Annotated in this window: 14 protein-coding genes; 2 read left to right on the forward strand and 12 right to left on the reverse strand. The window is 70.7% G+C overall.

Annotation, left to right across the window (positions count from 1 at the left end; genetic code table 11):
• Positions 1 to 287: 287 nt before the first annotated feature.
• Positions 288 to 1,211 (reverse strand): LysR family transcriptional regulator, encoded by a 924-nt coding sequence (locus KSO98_RS00005; RefSeq protein ID WP_225282713.1) that lies wholly within the window; start codon positions 1,209 to 1,211, stop codon positions 288 to 290.
• A gap of 75 nt (positions 1,212 to 1,286) precedes the next feature.
• Here KSO98_RS00005 and KSO98_RS00010 point away from each other — a divergent pair, with 75 nt between their 5' ends.
• On the forward strand, positions 1,287 to 2,621 hold the full coding sequence (locus KSO98_RS00010; RefSeq protein ID WP_225282714.1) for an FAD-dependent oxidoreductase: 1,335 nt from the start codon (positions 1,287 to 1,289) through the stop codon (positions 2,619 to 2,621).
• A gap of 101 nt (positions 2,622 to 2,722) precedes the next feature.
• On the opposite strand, the gene KSO98_RS00015 is transcribed toward KSO98_RS00010, so the two are convergent.
• Complete coding sequence (locus tag KSO98_RS00015; protein ID WP_225282715.1) at positions 2,723 to 3,562, reverse strand: SMP-30/gluconolactonase/LRE family protein; 840 nt, start codon at positions 3,560 to 3,562, stop codon at positions 2,723 to 2,725.
• Between the two features lie 67 nt (positions 3,563 to 3,629).
• Positions 3,630 to 4,643 (reverse strand): hypothetical protein, encoded by a 1,014-nt coding sequence (locus KSO98_RS00020; RefSeq protein WP_225282716.1) that lies wholly within the window; start codon positions 4,641 to 4,643, stop codon positions 3,630 to 3,632.
• Between the two features lie 65 nt (positions 4,644 to 4,708).
• On the opposite strand from KSO98_RS00020, the gene KSO98_RS00025 reads away from it, so the two are divergent.
• Positions 4,709 to 5,323, forward strand: a complete 615-nt coding sequence (locus tag KSO98_RS00025; protein ID WP_225282717.1) for an FMN-binding negative transcriptional regulator — start codon at positions 4,709 to 4,711, stop codon at positions 5,321 to 5,323.
• Positions 5,324 to 5,487: 164 nt separating this feature from the next.
• On the opposite strand, the gene guaA is transcribed toward KSO98_RS00025, so the two are convergent.
• From guaA to pilM, 9 genes are all read right to left on the reverse strand, one after another.
• Complete coding sequence (guaA, locus tag KSO98_RS00030) at positions 5,488 to 7,077, reverse strand: glutamine-hydrolyzing GMP synthase (protein ID WP_225282718.1); 1,590 nt, start codon at positions 7,075 to 7,077, stop codon at positions 5,488 to 5,490.
• Positions 7,078 to 7,445: 368 nt separating this feature from the next.
• The gene (locus KSO98_RS00035; protein ID WP_225282719.1) at positions 7,446 to 9,191 is read right to left on the reverse strand and encodes a GMC oxidoreductase; all 1,746 of its coding nucleotides are present in this window, start codon (positions 9,189 to 9,191) and stop codon (positions 7,446 to 7,448) included.
• Positions 9,184 to 10,800, reverse strand: coding sequence for a succinic semialdehyde dehydrogenase (locus tag KSO98_RS00040; protein WP_225282720.1), 1,617 nt, complete (start codon positions 10,798 to 10,800; stop codon positions 9,184 to 9,186). The genes KSO98_RS00035 and KSO98_RS00040 overlap by 8 nt, the downstream gene beginning before the upstream one ends.
• Before the next feature lie 83 nt (positions 10,801 to 10,883).
• Positions 10,884 to 12,116 (reverse strand): type II secretion system F family protein, encoded by a 1,233-nt coding sequence (locus KSO98_RS00045; protein WP_225282721.1) that lies wholly within the window; start codon positions 12,114 to 12,116, stop codon positions 10,884 to 10,886.
• 3 nt (positions 12,117 to 12,119) lie between these two features.
• A complete protein-coding gene (locus KSO98_RS00050) occupies positions 12,120 to 13,259 on the reverse strand; it encodes a type IV pilus twitching motility protein PilT (RefSeq protein ID WP_308012716.1) in 1,140 nt (379 codons plus the stop codon).
• The gene (locus KSO98_RS00055; RefSeq protein ID WP_225282722.1) at positions 13,246 to 14,883 is read right to left on the reverse strand and encodes a GspE/PulE family protein; all 1,638 of its coding nucleotides are present in this window, start codon (positions 14,881 to 14,883) and stop codon (positions 13,246 to 13,248) included. The genes KSO98_RS00050 and KSO98_RS00055 overlap by 14 nt, the downstream gene beginning before the upstream one ends.
• A gap of 14 nt (positions 14,884 to 14,897) precedes the next feature.
• On the reverse strand, positions 14,898 to 15,488 hold the full coding sequence (locus KSO98_RS00060; RefSeq protein ID WP_225282723.1) for a hypothetical protein: 591 nt from the start codon (positions 15,486 to 15,488) through the stop codon (positions 14,898 to 14,900).
• Positions 15,485 to 16,189, reverse strand: a complete 705-nt coding sequence (locus KSO98_RS00065) for a hypothetical protein (RefSeq protein WP_225282724.1) — start codon at positions 16,187 to 16,189, stop codon at positions 15,485 to 15,487. Before KSO98_RS00065 ends, KSO98_RS00060 begins: the two co-directional genes overlap by 4 nt.
• Positions 16,186 to 17,193: a type IV pilus biogenesis protein PilM gene (gene pilM / locus KSO98_RS00070; RefSeq protein WP_225282725.1), complete on the reverse strand. Its 1,008-nt coding sequence runs from the start codon at positions 17,191 to 17,193 to the stop codon at positions 16,186 to 16,188. Before pilM ends, KSO98_RS00065 begins: the two co-directional genes overlap by 4 nt.
• Positions 17,194 to 17,195: the final 2 nt, after the last annotated feature.

Raw genomic sequence — 17,195 nt, forward strand, 5'->3', positions numbered from 1 at the left:
CAAAATTAATTCGTCGACTATTTGACACACTGTTGAGTTCTCAAGAATCACACGCGCACCGTGGCTCGAGCCGCTACTTGCTGCTCTCCCCTGCGGGGCTTATGTCTGAACTTTATCCCAGCCCCTCGTTTCCACCAATTCGGCGGACCCGATCAAGCCTTTCGATAAAGTGCCATCCGCAGGATCGGGACCCTTCCGGATCCCTGCCCCGCTCGTGGCGACTCGGAGAACAGTACGCACGCGGCGCACACATGCCAAATCGCGACGGCGGCCCGCGTGAGCCACGCTCAGGCGGGGTGATCAGCGGCCCAGGAGACCAGGTCGCGCGCTGCTCCGTACGGGGGTTGTACCCCTCCGCGCCAGACGGCATGCAGGCGTCGGGTGAGATCGAGGCCCGCGACGTTGATCTTCACCAACCGCCCCAGGGCGAGGTCCTCGCGGATGGCGTGCGCGCCGACGGCTGCCGGACCCGCACCGGCGGCGACGGCGGCCCGCACGGCGGCCGTGCTCGAGAGCTCCAGCGCCGGGCCGACCGTGCCGAGGTCCTGCAGAGCGCGGTCGAGCACCATCCGCGTGCCCGACCCCGGCTCGCGTACGACGAGAGGGGTGGCGGCGAGGGTGGTCGCGCTGACTCGGCGGCTCGGCTTGGTCACCCAGGGGTGCTTGGGCCCGACCACGACGACGAGCGTGTCGGTGCCGACCAGGCGGTGGTGGAGGTCGGCGGGGGCGTCGGGACCCTCGACGAAGCCCAGGTCCACCTCCCCCGTACGCACGAGGCTCTCGACGCGCTCGCTGTTGGTCGCGGTCATCGTCACCTCGGTGGGCGTGAGTCCCGCATGGATCTGGCGCGCGCGCAGGGCGACCAGCCAACCCGGCAGCAGGTGCTCGGCGATGGTGAGACTCGCAGCGATGGTGAGGTGACCGCGTCGATCCGCCCTGAGGGCGGCGATGCCGGCGTCCATCTGAGCAGCGGCCGCGAGCACGGCGCCCGACCACTGCACCAGCAGCTCACCGGTCGGGGTGAGGAGCGAGCCGCGCCGGCTGCGATCGACCAGAGAGGCGCCGACGAGCGACTCCATCGTGCGCAGCCGCGAGGAGGCCGCCTGCTGGGTGATGCCGAGCTCGGCGGCCGCGGCGCTGAGGCTCCCCGTCTCCGAGACCAGCACGAGCAGCTCGAGCGCGCGCAACTCGGGAACATGGGGGCCCAACATGGCACAAGGCTACCTTGTGACCCCACAACCACAACCTCGTTCTGTGGAGAACCATCCATACGAGAGAATGAGTGCATGAGCATTCGAGTAGCCATCGTCGGCGGCGGTCCGGCAGGCATCTACGCAGCAGACATCCTCACCAAGTCTGAGGCGGACGTGTCGGTCGACATCCTCGAGCGGCTGCCCGCCCCGTTCGGCCTGGTCCGGTACGGCGTCGCCCCGGATCACCCGCGCATCAAGGAGATCATCAAGGCCCTGGACCGCGTCCTGGCCAAGGACGAGATCCGCTTCCTCGGCAACGTCAACTACGGCGTCGACGTGAAGCTCGACGACCTGCGCGAGTTCTACGACGCGATCGTCTTCTCCACCGGCGCCAAGGCCGACCGCGAGCTGGGCATCCCGGGCGAGGAGCACTCGATCGGTGCGGCCGACTTCGTCTCCTGGTACGACGCCCACCCCGACGACGCCCCCACCTGGGACTTCGAGGGCGCGACCTCGGTCGCCGTCGTCGGCGTCGGGAACGTCGCGCTGGACGTCGCCCGCGTGCTGGCGAAGACCGCCGAGGAGATGCTGGTGACCGACATCCCGGTCCAGGTCTACGAGGGTCTCAAGGCCAAGCAGATCACCGACGTGCATGTCTTCGCCCGTCGCGGCCCGGCGTACGCGAAGTTCTCGCCCCTGGAGCTGCGCGAGCTCAACCACTCGCCCAACGTCGAGGTGATCGTTCACCCCGAGGGCTTCGACGTGGACGAGCACGGCATGGAACACATCGGCAAGCACAAGGCCCAGAAGATGGTGCTCGACACCCTCGCCAACTGGGTGGGTCGCGACGAGGTCGGCAAGCCGCACCGCATCCACCTGCACTTCGCCGAGGCGCCGGCCGAGATCGTCGCCGTCGACGGCAAGGTCACCGCGTTCAAGACCGAGCGCACCCACTCCCCCAACGCCGACGGCAACGTCGAGGGCACCGGCGAGATCACCGAGTGGCCCGTCGGCCAGGTCTACCGTGCCATCGGCTACAAGTCCGAGGCGCTGCCCGGCCTGCCGTGGGACCCCCGCAACGCGGTCATCCCCAACGACGGCGGCAAGGTCCTCGACCTGGACGGCAACCACATCCCCGGCCTGTTCACCACGGGCTGGATCAAGCGCGGCCCGGTCGGGCTCATCGGCCACACCAAGAGCGACGCCGCCGAGACCGTCGGCCACCTCCTGGCGACGACCACCGAGACGGCGCCGCAGCGCTCCCCCGAGGCGGTCGACGCCTACTTCGCTGAGCGCGGCGTGAACGTCTTCACCCACGAGCACTGGGTCACGCTCGACGCCCACGAGATCGCCACCGGCGAGTCGCAGGAGCGCGTACGGGTCAAGGTCGCGACCCGCGAGGCGATGCTCGAGGCCGGTCAGGGCTGACCAACGGGCCGCGCGAAGCGCGCCCGGCCTGACCTCCCCGCCCGAACACGAGAGCGCCCCGGACACCGAGTGTCCGGGGCGCTCTTCGGTGTGCGGGGGAATCAGGCGAACGCGTGCACCGGAGCGCCGGCGACGCCGACCTCGACCGCCAGCACCTGGCCGGCGTGCTCCTCGGGCTGCGGCCGGTCCTTCTTCGAGGTGGTGATGAAGAGGGTGCGCCCGTCCGGGCCGCCGAAGGCGCAGGACGTGGGGTTGGCGACGCCGACCTCGATGACCTCGACGAGGGTGCCGGCCGCGTCGAAGTGGCGGACCTGCCCGCCGGACCAGACCGCGACCCACAGGCCCCCGTCCTCGTCCATCGCCATCCCGTCGGGGTAGCCCGACTCGAGCTGGATGTGGACCACGCGCTCGCCGAAGGCGCCCGTGACCGGGTCGACCTCGTAGGCGTAGATCTGCTGGTGCGGGCTGTCGGCGTGGAAGGCCGTACGGCCGTCAGGCGTCCAGACCAGGCCGTTGGGGATCGAGACCGGGTCGCGGACCACGTCGACGCTCAGGTCGGTGTTGAGGCGGTAGAGGGTGCCGCCGTCGATGCGTTCGTCGTAGTTCATGTTGCCGACGTACAGGCGACCCGAGGGGTCGACGCCGCCGTCGTTCATCCGCCGCTGGGGATCGTCGGAGACCGGGATCTCCTTGAGCGGGCACAGGTCCTCATCGAGGAGTGCGAAGCCGCGCTCGAACGCCATCACGTAGCCGCCCTCCGCGCGGGCGCGGATCACGGCCGCGACGTCACTGACGTGGGTCTTCATCCAGTGGGAACCGACGACGGTGTGCACGTCGCCACGGGTGATGTCCACGTAGCGCAGCGCGCCGATGCTCAGGTCCCAGAAGGAACCCTCACCGTGGTAGACGGACGGGTCGCCGAGCCAGGTCTGGGAGGTCACGAGGCAGCACGATAGAACGCTCTCAGGAGCGTGCGCGAACCCCGGTGCGGCTACTGGCGCGTAGGTCTCAGCCCTCGAGGAGGGCGCGCGCTGCAGGAGACCCGTAGAAGGCTGCGAGACGGGGCCGGACGAGCTCGTCGAGCAGTCCCGCCCGGTCGAGACCGGCGATGAGCGACGGCACGAACCGCTCGGCCTCCTCGACCAGATCGGCCCGGTCGAGCCCGAACTCCGCCAGCAGCTCGGTCACGGGCATCGCGCCGTAGGTGTCGAAGAAGTGATCGATGCCGGCCTCCACGACGGCGGTGATGTACGGCGAGGTCCGCAGATCGAGCCAGACCGCGTACAGCGCCGAGCAGAGGTCGATGAGCTGCTCGTCGGAGATGGCGCCGGTGAGCGCCGCGACCGGCTGCTCGGCCATCGCGTCCCAGATCTCGAGGACCGCCGCGCGCAGCTCGTCGTCGTCGAGGGTGGCACGGTCCCCCAGGTAGCCGAGCAGCGCGGCCGCGCCGTGCTCGGCGAGCTCCCGGCTGCGTCGGTCCAGTCCCTCGACGGCCCCGCCCGCGACCCGCTCGCCGATCCCGATGCCGGCGGCGATGCCCGGCAGCCTGCGACCGATCCGCAGACCCTGCCGCACCCCACCCGTGGCGATGCCGTGGACCAGGCCGCCGACGCCGGCCTGGAGACCCGGGGCCGCGACCAGGCTGCGCAGCAGCTGGGTGCGCAGCGTGCGGAGCTCGGAGACGACCGTGACCAGCTCCGCCACCTGGCGACGATCGACGAGGTCGCCGAGTCGCGTCTGGTTGGCGGGGTGCGCACGCACGCGCCCGGCGATCTCGGCGGCGACGTCGGGGATCGCGCCGGGGAGTCGATGCTCGGCGACGTACTTGCCCGCGACGCCCTTGACCTGGTCGCGCTGGACGACGTCGTCGAGCCGTACGGCGTCCGCCGGACCCAGCACGCGATCGATCGCCTCGACGGCGAGTTCGAGACCACGCTCGCGCAGCGCCGTCACCTCGAAGGCGACGTGCGCCTCCAGGAGTCGCCCTGCCAGGTCCTGCTCCGCCCCACGCGCCTCGCTCATGCGGCGACCATAGACGAGATCAGGAGGCTGACCCGCGACGTGTGCGACCTGGGATGATGCGCCCTATGTATGTGCCACGCTTCAACGCCGTCACCGACGAGGCCGAGATCCGGGCGCTGGTGGCCGACGTCGGCGCGGGTGAGCTGATCACCGTCGGGCCGGACGGGTTCCCGATGGCGACCCGGCTGCCGTTGATCTGGCGCGAGGACCGGGTGCTCCTGCATCTGGCCATCGCCAATCCGCACTGGCGCGCGATCTCGGCCGGCCAGCCGGCGCTGATGGTGGTGACCGGGCCGGAGGCGTACGTCTCCCCGTCGTTCTACCCCTCGAAGGCGGAGCACGGCCGGGTCGTGCCGACCTGGAACTACTCCGCCGTCCATCTCACGGGGCGTCTGACCGTCCACACCGACCCCGCGTGGCTGCGTGAGCAGGTCGGGCTCCTGACCGACGCGAGGGAGGCCTCGAGCAGCGAGCCGTGGAAGGTCGCGGATGCCCCGGCGTCCTTCATCGACCAGCAGCTCAAGGCGATCGTCGGCCTCGAGATGGCCGTCGAGCGGGTCGAGGGCAAGGCGAAGCTGAGCCAGAACCGGTCAGCAGAGGACCGGGTCGGCGTGATCGCCGGCCTGCGCGCCTCAGGCGCGCGCCGCGACGCCGCCGTCGCCGACGCGATGGACCGCTGACATGCGGAGCGCCGCGGTCACCTGGTGACCGCGGCGCTCACCGCACGAGCCGGCTCGGGGTCGCGGCCTCGCTCACTCCCATGCGCGCTGCGCGCGCTGCTCGCTCGCTCGGCACACGAGACCGAGGACACTCGCTTCGCTCGGCCCTCGTCTCGCGGCCTCGCTCACTCCCATTCGATCGTGCCCGGGGGCTTGGAGGTCACGTCGATGACCACGCGGTTGACCTCGGCCACCTCGTTGGTGATGCGGGTCGAGATGCGCTCGACCAGCTCGAAGGGGAGGCGGGCCCAGTCCGCGGTCATGGCGTCCTCGGAGGTGACCGGGCGCAGCACGATCGGGTGACCGTACGTACGGCCGTCGCCCTGCACGCCGACCGAGCGGACGTCCGCGAGCAGCACGACCGGCATCTGCCAGATCTCATGGTCGATGCCGGAGCCGGCCATCTCCTCACGGGCGATCGCGTCGGCCTGGCGCAGGATGTCGAGACGCTCGCGGGTGACCTCGCCGATGATCCGGATGCCGAGGCCGGGGCCCGGGAAGGGCTGGCGCTGGACGATCTCGGTCGGCAGGCCGAGCTGGTCGCCGACCGCGCGGACCTCGTCCTTGAAGAGCGTGCGCAGCGGCTCCACGAGCTCGAACTCGATGTCGTCCGGAAGGCCGCCGACGTTGTGGTGCGACTTGATCGTGGAGGTGCCGGTGCCGCCACCCGACTCGACGACGTCGGGGTAGAGCGTGCCCTGGACCAGGAAGCCGACCGTGGTGCCCTCCGGGGCGCTGCGGATGATGTCGGCCTGCGCGCCCTCGAAGGAGCGGATGAACTCGCGACCGATGATCTTGCGCTTGGTCTCGGGGTCGGAGACGCCGGCCAGCGCGTCGAGGAACTGCTTCTCGGCGTCGACGACGACCAGCTTGGCGCCGGTGGCGGCGACGAAGTCGCGCTCGACCTGCTCGGACTCGCCCTGCCGCATCAGGCCGTGGTCGACGTACACGCAGGTGAGGCGGTCGCCGATGGCCTTCTGCACGATCGCCGCGGCGACGGCGGAGTCGACCCCGCCGGACAGGCCGCAGATGGCGCGACCGGTCTCGCCGATCTGCTCGCGGATCCGCTCGATCTGCTCCTCGGCGATGTTGCCGATCGTCCAGGTCTGGCGGCAGCCGGCGATGTCCCAGAGGAAGTGCTCGAGCACCCGCTGGCCGTGCTCGGAGTGCAGCACCTCGGGGTGCCACTGGACGCCGGCCAGGCCCTTGTCCACGTTCTCGAAGGCCGCGACCGGGGTGACGGTGGTGGAGGCGAGGACGTCGAAGCCCGCCGGAGCCTCGGTGACCGAGTCGCCGTGCGACATCCAGACGTTGTGCTCGGCCGGGATGCCGGAGAGCAGGGTGCCGCCGGCGGAGATGCTCACCGGGGTGCGGCCGTACTCGCGGGCGCCGGTCGCCGACACGGTGCCGCCGAGGCCCTTGGCCATCAGCTGGAAGCCGTAGCACATGCCGAACACGGGGGTGCCGGCCGTGAAGAGCGCGTCGTCGATCGCGGGGGCGCCGTCCTCGTACACCGAGGAGGGGCCGCCCGACAGGATGATCGCCTTCGGCTGCTTGGCGAGCATGTCGGCCACCGACATGGTGTGCGGCACGATCTCGGAGTAGACCCGCGCCTCGCGGACCCGTCGGGCGATCAGCTGCGCGTACTGCGCGCCGAAGTCGACGACGAGGACCAGGTCGTGCTCATGCTCGGCCAGCGCGAGGGCGTCAGTCATGAGCGGATCCTACCGAGGCGGGCGCACCGCGCCGAACCGTCGACGACGCCCGGACGTAACCACCGGCCGGGGTGGGCGTCTCGTGGTGCGTGCGGCCCCAAGGCCGAGGAGCGAGGCCGATCTTGGGAGCGGAGCGATCGGCGATGCGACGAGAACGCCGGGGACGCTCCACCACGAGGCACCCACCAAATGCACCAGGACCCGGCCGGGGAGGGAGGGTGGCCGGGTCCTGATCGTCCACGCAACTGATGGACAGCGCCTGGACCTAAAGACCCGGACAGTTAAGGGAGGGAGCAATCCGGGTCTGCTGCTCCAACGAGGCGCAGCAGACCCGGTTACGGACTGATCCGGAATTTCTGAAAAGAAAATCAGCTGATGCCGACGATGGGCAGTCGCAGGGCTGCCGGGGCGCTCGGCGGGACCGCCGGACGGTGCGGGTTGACCGGGTCGATCCGGCGGTAGTCGGTGCCCAGCACCGGCCGGGTGTCGCTCTCGCCCTTGTTGGGCCAGAAGGCCATCGCCCGCTCCGCCTGGGCGGTGATCGTCAGCGACGGGTTCACCCCGAGGTTGGCCGAGATGGCGGAGCCGTCGACCACGTGGAGGCCGTCGTACCCGTACAGGCGCTGGTAGGGGTCGACCACGCCGCTGGCCGGGGAGTCGCCGATCGCGCAGCCGCCGATGAAGTGCGCGGTCATGGGGACGTTGAACGGCTCACCGATGGTGCCGCCGGCGTAGCCCTCCCCCGCCTCGGTCGTCATGTGCTTGGCCATCATCCGGGCGCCCTCGTTGGCGGCGGGGATCCAGGTCGGGTTCGGCTCACCGTGGCCCTGCTTGGAGGTGAGCTTCCAGCCGAGCGCCGACTTCTTGGGGTAGACGGTGATCGAGTTGTCCTTGGCCTGCATGACCAGCAGCACGACCATCCGCTCCGACCAGTGCTTGAAGTCGTAGAGCTTGGTGAGGTTGCCGGCCATGAGCTGCTTGCCCATCTCCTTGACCCAGCGCGCCTTGCGGCCGGGGCCGCCGTCGGTGAGGACGGTCTGCAGCAGCGACATCGCGTTCGAGCCGTGGCCGTAGCGCACCGGCTCGAAGTGGGTCTCGGCGTCGGGGTGGATCGAGGAGGTGATCGCCACGCCCTCGGTGTAGTCGATCTCGAGGTCGGGTGCGATCGCGCCGAGGATCGCCTCGGAGTTGGTGCGGGTCAGCTCACCGAGCCGGTCGGAGATGAGCGGCAGGTCGCCGGTCGCCTTGAGCTTGTGCAGCAGCTTCTGGGTGCCGATCGCGGCGGCGCTGAACACGACCTGGTCGGCGGTGAAGACCTTGACGGCCGTACGACGCGAGAGCTTCGCCTTGGTCCAGCGGGTGTGCACCTCGTAGCCGCCGCCGGCGCGCGGGACGACACGCGTGACCGTGGTGAGCGGGTGGATCTCGGCGCCGTTCTTCTCCGCCAGGTGCAGGTAGTTCTTCACCAGCGTGTTCTTGGCGTTGTGGCGACAGCCGACCATGCACTCGCCGCACTGCGTGCAGGTCGTACGGGTCGGGCCCTCACCGCCGAAGAACGGGTCGGCCACGTCGGTGCCGGCGGGGACGCCGTCCTCACCGAAGAAGACCCCGACGGGCGCCTGGTGGTAGGTCTCGGAGACCCCCATGTCCGCAGCGACCTTCTGCATGATCCGGTCCGCCGGGGTGATGTGCGGGTTCACCACCACGCCGAGCATCCGCTTGGCCTGGTCGTAGTAGGGAGCGAGCTCCGACTTCCAGTCGGTGATGTGCGCCCACGACTTGTCGTTGTAGAAGGGGTCGAGCGGCTCGTACAGGGTGTTGGCGTAGACCAGCGAGCCGCCGCCGACGCCGGCACCCGCGAGGATCAGGCAGTCGCGCACCAGATCGATGCGCTGGATGCCGTAGCAGCCGATCGCGGGGTTGAAGAGGAACCTCTTCAGGTCCCACGAGGTGTCGGCGAAGTCGTCGTCGTCAAGCCGCGCCCCGGCCTCCAGGACGCCGACCGAATAGCCCTTCTCGGTCAGGCGCAGCGCGCTCACCGAGCCGCCGAAGCCGGAGCCGATGACCAGGACGTCGTAGTGCTTGCCGCCCTTGTTGCTGACCGCCTCAGGCACGACCCACCGCCTTGAGGGCGCGCAGCGACGAGGTCATGAGCTTGGCGTACGCCTCGTCGGACATCCCGAACATCGGGCTCATCCGGACGAGCCGCTGAGTGGCGACCGACTGGGTCTCGGTGTAGCGCAGCAGGCCCTCGGCGCCCTGGCGGCGACCGGTGCCGGACTCGCGGAAACCGCCCATCGGGGCGTCCAGGCTGGCGAAGGTCGCCGCGAACGCCTCGTTGATGTTGACGGTGCCGGCCTTGACCCGGGCCGCGAGGCGGCGGGCGCGGGCGGTGTCGCGGCTGTAGATCGAGGCGTTGAGGCCGTACTCGCCTTCGTTGGCGCGATCGACCGCCTCCTCGTCGCTCGTCACGCGGTAGATCGAGACCACCGGGCCGAAGGTCTCCGTGCCGAAGCAGGTCATCGCGGGCGTGACGCCCTCGAGGATGGTCGGCTCGAAGAAGTACGGGGACAGGTCGGGACGGGCCTTGCCGCCGGTGAGGACCGTGGCACCCTGGGCGACCGCGTCATCGACGTGCGCGACGGCGTTGTCGAGCTGGTCCTGGCTGATCAGGGAGCCCATGTCGTTCTCCCACGACAGGGTCGCGCCGAGGGTCATCGCCTGCGTACGGGCCACGAAGCGCTCCACGAAGCGGTCGTAGATCGCGTCGGCGACGTACATCCGCTCGATCGAGACGCACAGCTGACCAGTGTTGGAGAAGACGGCCCGGGTGGCACCCTCGGCGGCCTTCTCGATGTCGGCGTCCGCGAGCACGAGCATGGCGTTCTTGCCGCCGAGCTCCAGGGAGCTGCCGATCAGGCGCTCGGCGCACTGCTTGCCGATGATCTTGCCCGTCGCGGTCGAGCCGGTGAAGCAGATGTAGTCGGCGCGGTCGATGATCGAGGTGCCGACCTTGGAGCCGGGACCCGCGACGACCATCCACAGGTCCCGGGGCAGGCCGGCCTCCTCGAGCAGCTCGGCGCCGAGGAGCGCGGTGAGCATGGTCTGGGAGTCGGGCTTGGCGACCACGGCGTTGCCGGCGGCGATCGCGGCCAGGCCGTCGCACAGGCCGAGGGTAAACGGGTAGTTCCACGGCGAGATGATGCCGACCACGCCCTTGGGGACGTGGTTGACGTCGATCCGGGTCAGCGCCGGGAAGACACCCGGGCGACGCTCGGAGCGCAGGTGCTTGGCGGTGGTGCGCCCGTAGTAGCGCGCGGTGAGCGCGATGTGCAGCGGCTCGTCGAAGGCGTGCTTGCGTGCCTTGCCGGTCTCCAGCACGATCAGGTCGAGGATCTCCTCCTGGCGCGCCAGCACCAGGTCGTGGAGACGGAGCAGGACACGCTCGCGGTCCTTGACGGGCGTACGCGCCCACTTCTCCTGCGCGACGCGGGCGCGCGCGAAGGCCTCCTCGACGTCGGCGTCGCTCGACTGCGGGATGTGCGCGAGCGGTGCGCCGTCGAGCGGCGAGAGCACCTCCTTGGCCTCACCGGTGGTCGCCAGCACGCGGGCGGTGAGGCGGGCGACGTAGCCCGGGTCCAGCGCGTAGGTCGCCGCCGGGTCGTGCTCCGGGTCGCGCGGACCCTCGACGAGCGGCTGGTGATCGGGGTTGGGGGCACTCATGTACCGAGAGTATGTGAAGCTCGGCACGCGTGGCTACTGGTTGGTAGGAACACGCTGTCGCGGATATCTCGGCCGGGCGCCGGTCACTGCTGCTGCAGGTGGGAGTAGAGCGAGAACAGCGGCAGGTAGAGCGCGATCACCATGCCACCGATGACCACGCCGAGGACCACGATCATCAGCGGCTCGATGGCTGCGGAGAGCTGGTCGGCGGCCGTCTCGACCTCCTTGTCGTAGAAGTCGCCGATCGAGTCCATCATCGCGGCCAGCGATCCGGACTCCTCGCCGACCGCGGCCATCTGGGCGACCATGCTCGGGAAGATCGGGTGGTCGGCCAGCGGCGCGGAGAAGGACCGGCCGCGGGCCATGGAGGCGCGCACGTCGTCGACCGCGTCGGCCACGACCGTGTTGTTCGCGGCCTGTCCCACGACCGCCAGCGCCTGGAGCATCGGCACGCCGGCCGAGAGCATCATCGACAGGTTCCGCGCGAAGCGGGAGATGGCGATCTTCCGGTTGAGTGGGCCGAAGACCGGCAGGCGCAGCTTGAGGGGATCCATGCGACGCCGGACGGCGTCGTCGTAGCGGTGCCGCGCCCACCAGATCCCGCTCCCGACGCCGAGCACGACCAGGAGCGGCAGCAGCCACACCGTGCTGTGCGAGGCCGTGATGAGGATCCGGGTCGGAAGCGGCAGCGCGGCGCCCATCGAGGTGAACATCCGCTCGAAGACGGGGACCACGAAGAGCATCATCACGACGACTGCGACCGCGGCGACGCCGGCGACCACCACCGGGTAGGTCATCGCACCGCGCACCTTCTGACGGAGCTCGACCTCGGCGGCGAAGGTGTCCGCGACCGAGCGCATCGAGCGCGCGAGGAAGCCACCCATCTCGCTGACCCGGACCATGTTGACCATCAGGGGCGGGAACACTCGGTGATGTCGGGCGAGCGCTCCGGAGAACGAGGCGCCTGCCTCGACGTCGGCATGCACGGTGGCCAGCGCCTGACGCAGCCGGTCGTCCTCCGTCTGCTCGACCACCACGGCAAGGGCGCGCAGCAGCGGGAGGCCGGCGTCGAGCAGGGTGGAGAGCTGGCGGGCGAAGACCGCGAGGGCCTTCGGCTTCACGCCGCCCTCGAGGCCGGGGATCCGGATCTCCATGTTGAGCCCGGTCTTCGAGACCGGGGCGACGCTGAGCGGGATCAGCCCCTGGTTGCGCAGCTTGTGCGCGACCGCCCCGGGACTGGGCGCCTCCATCGTGCCCTTGATCGACGAGCCGCCCGCCCTGGTGACGGCCTCATAGGTGAACTCCTGGGTGCTCATCACTCACCAGCGCGAGGACGGGTCCGTGGTGGTGATCGGCTCGGCCCACTCGTCGCCGTACGCGGCGCTGGCGCGCCCGCCCATCCCGAGCAGTGCGGAGGCGTCGACCATCACCGCGGCGGCCTCGGTGCGATCGACGCGCCCCTCCCCCACCAGTCGGCGCAGGTCCTGGTCGAGGGTGTGCATCTGATAGGCCGAGCCGGTCTGCATCACCGAGTACAGCTGAGCCACGTCGCCCTCGCGGATGAGATTGGCGACCGCCGTGGTGCGCACCAGCACCTCGGTCGCCACCACCCGCCCGTGCCCGCCGGCGTGCGGCAGCAGCGTCTGGCTGATCACGCCCTGGAGGGTGTCGGCCAGCTGGATCCGGATCTGGGCCTGGTGGTCGCCGGGGAAGACGTCGATGATCCGGTTGATCGTCGAGGCGGCGCCCTGGGTGTGCAGGGTGCCCAGCACCAGGTGGCCGGTCTCGGCGGCGGTCAGCGCGATCTCGATGGTCTCGCGGTCGCGCAGCTCGCCGATCAGGATGACGTCGGGGTCCTGGCGCAGGACCCGGCGCAGCGCCTCGGCGAACGAGCGGGTGTCGCTGCCGACCTCACGCTGAGTGACCAGCGCCTTCTTGCTGCGGTGCAGGTACTCGATGGGGTCCTCGATCGTGACGATGTGGACCGCCTTCTCCCGGTTGACGATGTCGACCATCGCGGCCAGCGTCGTCGACTTGCCCGAGCCGGTCGGGCCGGTGACCAGCACCAGCCCGCGCGGATGGAGTGCCAGCTCGCGGGCGATCTCGGGCACGCCGAGCTGCTCGAGGGCGGGCAGGCTGGTCGGGACCAGTCGGAACGCGGCCGCCACCGTCCCGCGCTGGCGGTGCACGTTCACCCGGAATCGGCCGACGCCCGCGAGGGAGTACGGCATGTCGAGCTCGCCGGAGTCCACGTACTCCTGGCGCTGGTGGTTGGTCATCACCCCGATGAGCTGCTCCTCCAACCAGGCCGGCTTGAGGGGCTCCTCCTCCCACCCCCGGACGGGGGCGAGGGCGTTGTTGAGCCGTACGAGGGGCGGTGATCCGGCCACGAAGTGGACGTCGGAGGCGCCCTCCCGTGCGGCCTCGGCCAGGACCCGGTCCAGGTCAGTTTGCGACACGGAGAACCTCCTCGAGTGTGGTGATGCCGGCGAGCACCTTGGCGAATCCGTCCTCGCGGAGCGGGACCATCCCCTGCTCCAGGGCCGTGCGGCGCAGGTCGGCCGCTGCCGAGCGCAGCACCGCGAGTCGTTCGATCTCAGGGCTGACGGTCATCACCTCGTGCAGGGCGACCCGCCCCCGGTAGCCGGTGCCGGAGCAGAAGCTGCACCCGACGGCGCGATAGAGCGCGAGCTCGCCATCGCTCGGGACCGGCAGGCCGACGGCCGCGACCACCTCCCGCTCGGGGACGTACCGCTCGCGGCAGCGCACGCACAGCCGCCGGGCGAGCCGCTGGGCGACCACCGCGTTGAGCGCGGTGCCGACCAGGTAGGGCTCGACCCCGATCTCGGTCAGGCGGGTGATCGCGCTGGGCGCGTCGTTGGTGTGCAGGGTCGACAGCACCAGGTGGCCCGTCAGCGAGGCCTCGACGGTGATCGTCGCGGTCTCGCGGTCGCGGATCTCGCCGACCAGCAGGATGTCGGGGTCGGCGCGCAGGATCGCGCGCAGCGCGTTGTCGAAGGTGAGGCCGGCCCTCGGGTTGACCTGCATCTGGTTGACCCCGGCCAGGCGGTACTCGACCGGGTCCTCGACGGTGATCGCGTTGAGCTCGGGCTTCGCGATCTCCGCGAGGGTCGTGTAGAGCGTGGTCGACTTGCCGGACCCGGTCGGCCCGGTCGCCAGGATCATCCCGAAGGGCCGGGTGATCGCCTCGGTGTAGCGGCGCAGGTTCGTCGGCGAGAGCTGGAGGTCCTGGAGCCGGCGCGACTCCGCGGAGTGGTCGAGGATCCGCATCACGACCTTCTCGCCCCACACCGTGGGCAGGGTGGCGACCCGCAGGTCGACCGTACGGCCCTCGTGCTTGACCGACATCCGCCCGTCCTGCGGCTTGCGGCGCTCGGCGATGTCGAGCTCGCTCATGATCTTCAGGCGGCTGATGACGCCGTCCATGATCGAGCGGTCGGCGCTCTGCATCTCGTGCAGGACGCCGTCGATGCGCAGCCGGACCTTCAGGTCGGAGCCGGTCGGCTCCACATGGATGTCGGAGGCCCGGTCGGCGATCGCCTGGCCGATGAGGAGGCTGACGAAGCGCACCACCGGGGCGTCCGGGTCCTCGGTCTCCTCCCCCTTCGCACTGGGCGCCGCCGACTGCTCGAGGGCCGCGGAGATCTGGGAGAGCTCGCTGTCCGAGCGCAGGTAGCGGTTGATCGCCTGGGTCATCGCCACCTCGGTGACGACCGCAGGGCGCACGATCAGGCCGGTCACGCTGGCCACGTCGTCGATGGCGAGGATGTCGCCCGGATCCGTCATCGCCAGGGTGAGCCGGTCGCCGGTGCGCGCGAGCGCCATCACCCGCCGGCGCCGGCACAGCGCCGGCGGCACCACCGCCACGATCTGCGGGTCGAGGGTGAGCGCGCCGAGATCGACGAAGGTGAGTCCGTGCTGCTCAGCCAGGGCCTGCGCGAACTGCTGCTCGGTGATCCGGCCGTGCCCGATGACCTGCTGGCGCAGCCGGTCGCCCTCCCCGTACTGGCGGACCAGCTCGTCGAGCTCGTCGGGGAAGAGCAGCCCACCGCGGCGGAGCACCTCGGCGACGCCTCTCACCCGGTCGCCCCCATCATGAAGACCCGGCCCTCGACCGTGAGCGTCGCGACCCCGCCCTGGGCCGCGCCCGGCTCGAGGGTCGCGTGATCGATCGCGAGCAGGCGGGGACCGGCCCGCAGCTTCTGCAGGACCTGGGCGGCATCGGCCGAGCGGCCCAGCGCGACGACCATCGTCACCGGGACCGACTGGAAGCCCGTGGTCGCCGCCTGGCCGGACGCCGGGGTGGGTTGCGTGCCGGCGCCGGCGCCCGGCGTGCCGTCACCGGACTCACCGGGCGTGATCGAGACCAGCACGGCGCCCCCGGGCAGCCGTGAGGCCACGTCGATGAGCTGCTCCAGGTGAGGTCCGGAGGCGATCTGCTGCTTGAGGTCGGCGACCTCGGACTGGAGCGCGGGCAGCTTCGACCGCTGCTGGGCGTAGGCCGCGATCAGCGCCTGCTGGGTGTTGTTCTGGATGGCGACCGAGTCCCGTTCCTGGCGACTCTGGCTCGCCTGGTCGAGCCGCGGCAGGACGCCCAGAAGGATCCCGGCGAGGAGGACGGCAACGGCGAGGACCGCGCCGAGCAGGGTGATGGTCTGCTTGGTCATCGGCTCGTCCCGTCGTAGGCATGCGATAACACGCTGTCGTCGAAGTAGACCGATGTCGTCGAGACGTAGCTCGCGCTCGAGGACGAGGCGAGGTTGGACATGTCGGCGCCGAGGACGCCGGGCACATGGGTGAAGCTGCCGATGATCGCTCGCTGGTCCAGCGGCTGCATGCTCGTCACCTTGACCGTCACGCCGACCCTGGCGGCTGCCGGGACCGCCGGCGCGAGACCGGCCGCCCCGTCCGTACCGGCCCGGGCCGCCGCGATGCTGCTCGCGTCGCCGACGACGGCGTCGAAGCCGCCGATGCGGGCGCCCCGGGGAAGGACGGCCTGCAGCGCACCGACCACCCGCACCCAGTTCACGTCGTCCTTCATCCCCTCGGCACGCTTCGCCTCGTACGTGGCCTTCTCGCCGGTCGCGGTGGCGACGTCCTGGTAGGCGGCGACCTGCCCGGCCAGCGCGGTGGTCCGGCTCCGCTCGGCGTCGAGGTCGCTCTGCGCCGAGCGCTCGAGCAGGACGGCGGCCAGCACGGCGACCAGGACCACGGCCACTGCGGCGACCACCACCACGGTCCAGCGCCGGGCGAGCAGTGCCTGCTCGCGGCGGGCGCGCTCGGCCGGAGGGAGCAGGTTGACCTGCGGCACGGCGCCGTAGACGAGTGCGGGCGCCCGGTTGCGTGTGCGCGTCAGGGTCATGCTCATGACCGGCTCCTCAGGGCCAACCCGACGGGCGTGACGAGGCTCAGCAGGCCGGTGCCGTCACGCGGCGAGCGCTGCGTCCCGATCACGTCGCCGACGGTGAGGTGCTTGCTGGGGATCCCGACGATGCGGTCGAGCGCGGGCAGGATCTGGTCGTGGCACGCGCCCTCGCCGCAGAGGTAGAGCTCGTCGAGGGTCTCGTCGGGATGGCGACCGACGTAGAACTCCACGGTGCTGCGCACGCGCAGCGCGAAGTCGTCGACCAACCGGGCCTCGGCGGCCGCCTCGGGGCTGCCGGCGCGCGGGCCCCCGAGCATCGGAGCGTCGTCCGGCTCGGCCCGATGACGGCCGAGCTCGCTGTCACGGACGGGGACCCCGCCCGGCACGATCCGTACGAGCAACGGAGCACCGGCCCGCATGACCACCAGGTAGCTGGTGTGGGCGCCGATGTGGGTGACCAGCACGGTCCGCTCGGGGTCGACGTGTCGGCTCGCGGCACGGACCAGGCCGAAGGGAGCCAGATCGACCGCGTCGACGGTGAGGTTGGCCCGGCGGACGGTGTCGATCAGCTCCGTGATCATGTCGGCGACGGCCACCACGAGCAGGCCGCGGACGTCTCCGCCCTCGTCACCGTCGGGGGCGACCGGATAGAAGTCAAGGACCGCCTCGTCGACCGGCACCGGCAGCATGTCCTGGACCTGGAACGGCAGGGCGCGCCGGATCTGCTCGAGGGCGAGTGCCGGGACCTTGTGGTCGCGGACCAGGATGCGGCGGTTGCCCAGGCCGAGCACGACCCGCTTGGTGGAGAATCCGGCATCGGTCCACAGCTGACGCAGCGCGAGCGCGACGGCATCGGCGTCGATGATCTCCGAGTCGCCGGCGGCGCCGGGCGGGAGCGGGACCTCGCCGTACCGGACGAGGGTCGGGTTCTTGGCCGAGGGGCGCCGGATCTCGGCGGCCCGGACGCACTCCTCGACGATCGTCAGTCCCACGACGGTCTCAGCCACGC

The sequence above is a fragment of the Nocardioides nematodiphilus genome, assembly GCF_020216525.1.
Taxonomy (GTDB): domain Bacteria; phylum Actinomycetota; class Actinomycetes; order Propionibacteriales; family Nocardioidaceae; genus Nocardioides; species Nocardioides nematodiphilus.

Bases quoted from the DNA above. Each gene is read 5' to 3' on its own strand.
- KSO98_RS00060 (WP_225282723.1), bottom strand. From the start codon at position 15,488: ATGACCAAGCAGACCATCACCCTGCTCGGCGCGGTCCTCGCCGTTGCC.
- guaA (WP_225282718.1), bottom strand. From the start codon at position 7,077: ATGACTGACGCCCTCGCGCTGGCCGAGCATGAGCACGACCTGGTCCTC.
- KSO98_RS00025 (WP_225282717.1), top strand. From the start codon at position 4,709: ATGTATGTGCCACGCTTCAACGCCGTCACCGACGAGGCCGAGATCCGG.
- KSO98_RS00065 (WP_225282724.1), bottom strand. From the start codon at position 16,189: ATGAGCATGACCCTGACGCGCACACGCAACCGGGCGCCCGCACTCGTC.
- KSO98_RS00045 (WP_225282721.1), bottom strand. From the start codon at position 12,116: ATGAGCACCCAGGAGTTCACCTATGAGGCCGTCACCAGGGCGGGCGGC.
- KSO98_RS00040 (WP_225282720.1), bottom strand. From the start codon at position 10,800: ATGAGTGCCCCCAACCCCGATCACCAGCCGCTCGTCGAGGGTCCGCGC.
- KSO98_RS00005 (WP_225282713.1), bottom strand. From the start codon at position 1,211: ATGTTGGGCCCCCATGTTCCCGAGTTGCGCGCGCTCGAGCTGCTCGTG.
- KSO98_RS00010 (WP_225282714.1), top strand. From the start codon at position 1,287: ATGAGCATTCGAGTAGCCATCGTCGGCGGCGGTCCGGCAGGCATCTAC.
- KSO98_RS00020 (WP_225282716.1), bottom strand. From the start codon at position 4,643: ATGAGCGAGGCGCGTGGGGCGGAGCAGGACCTGGCAGGGCGACTCCTG.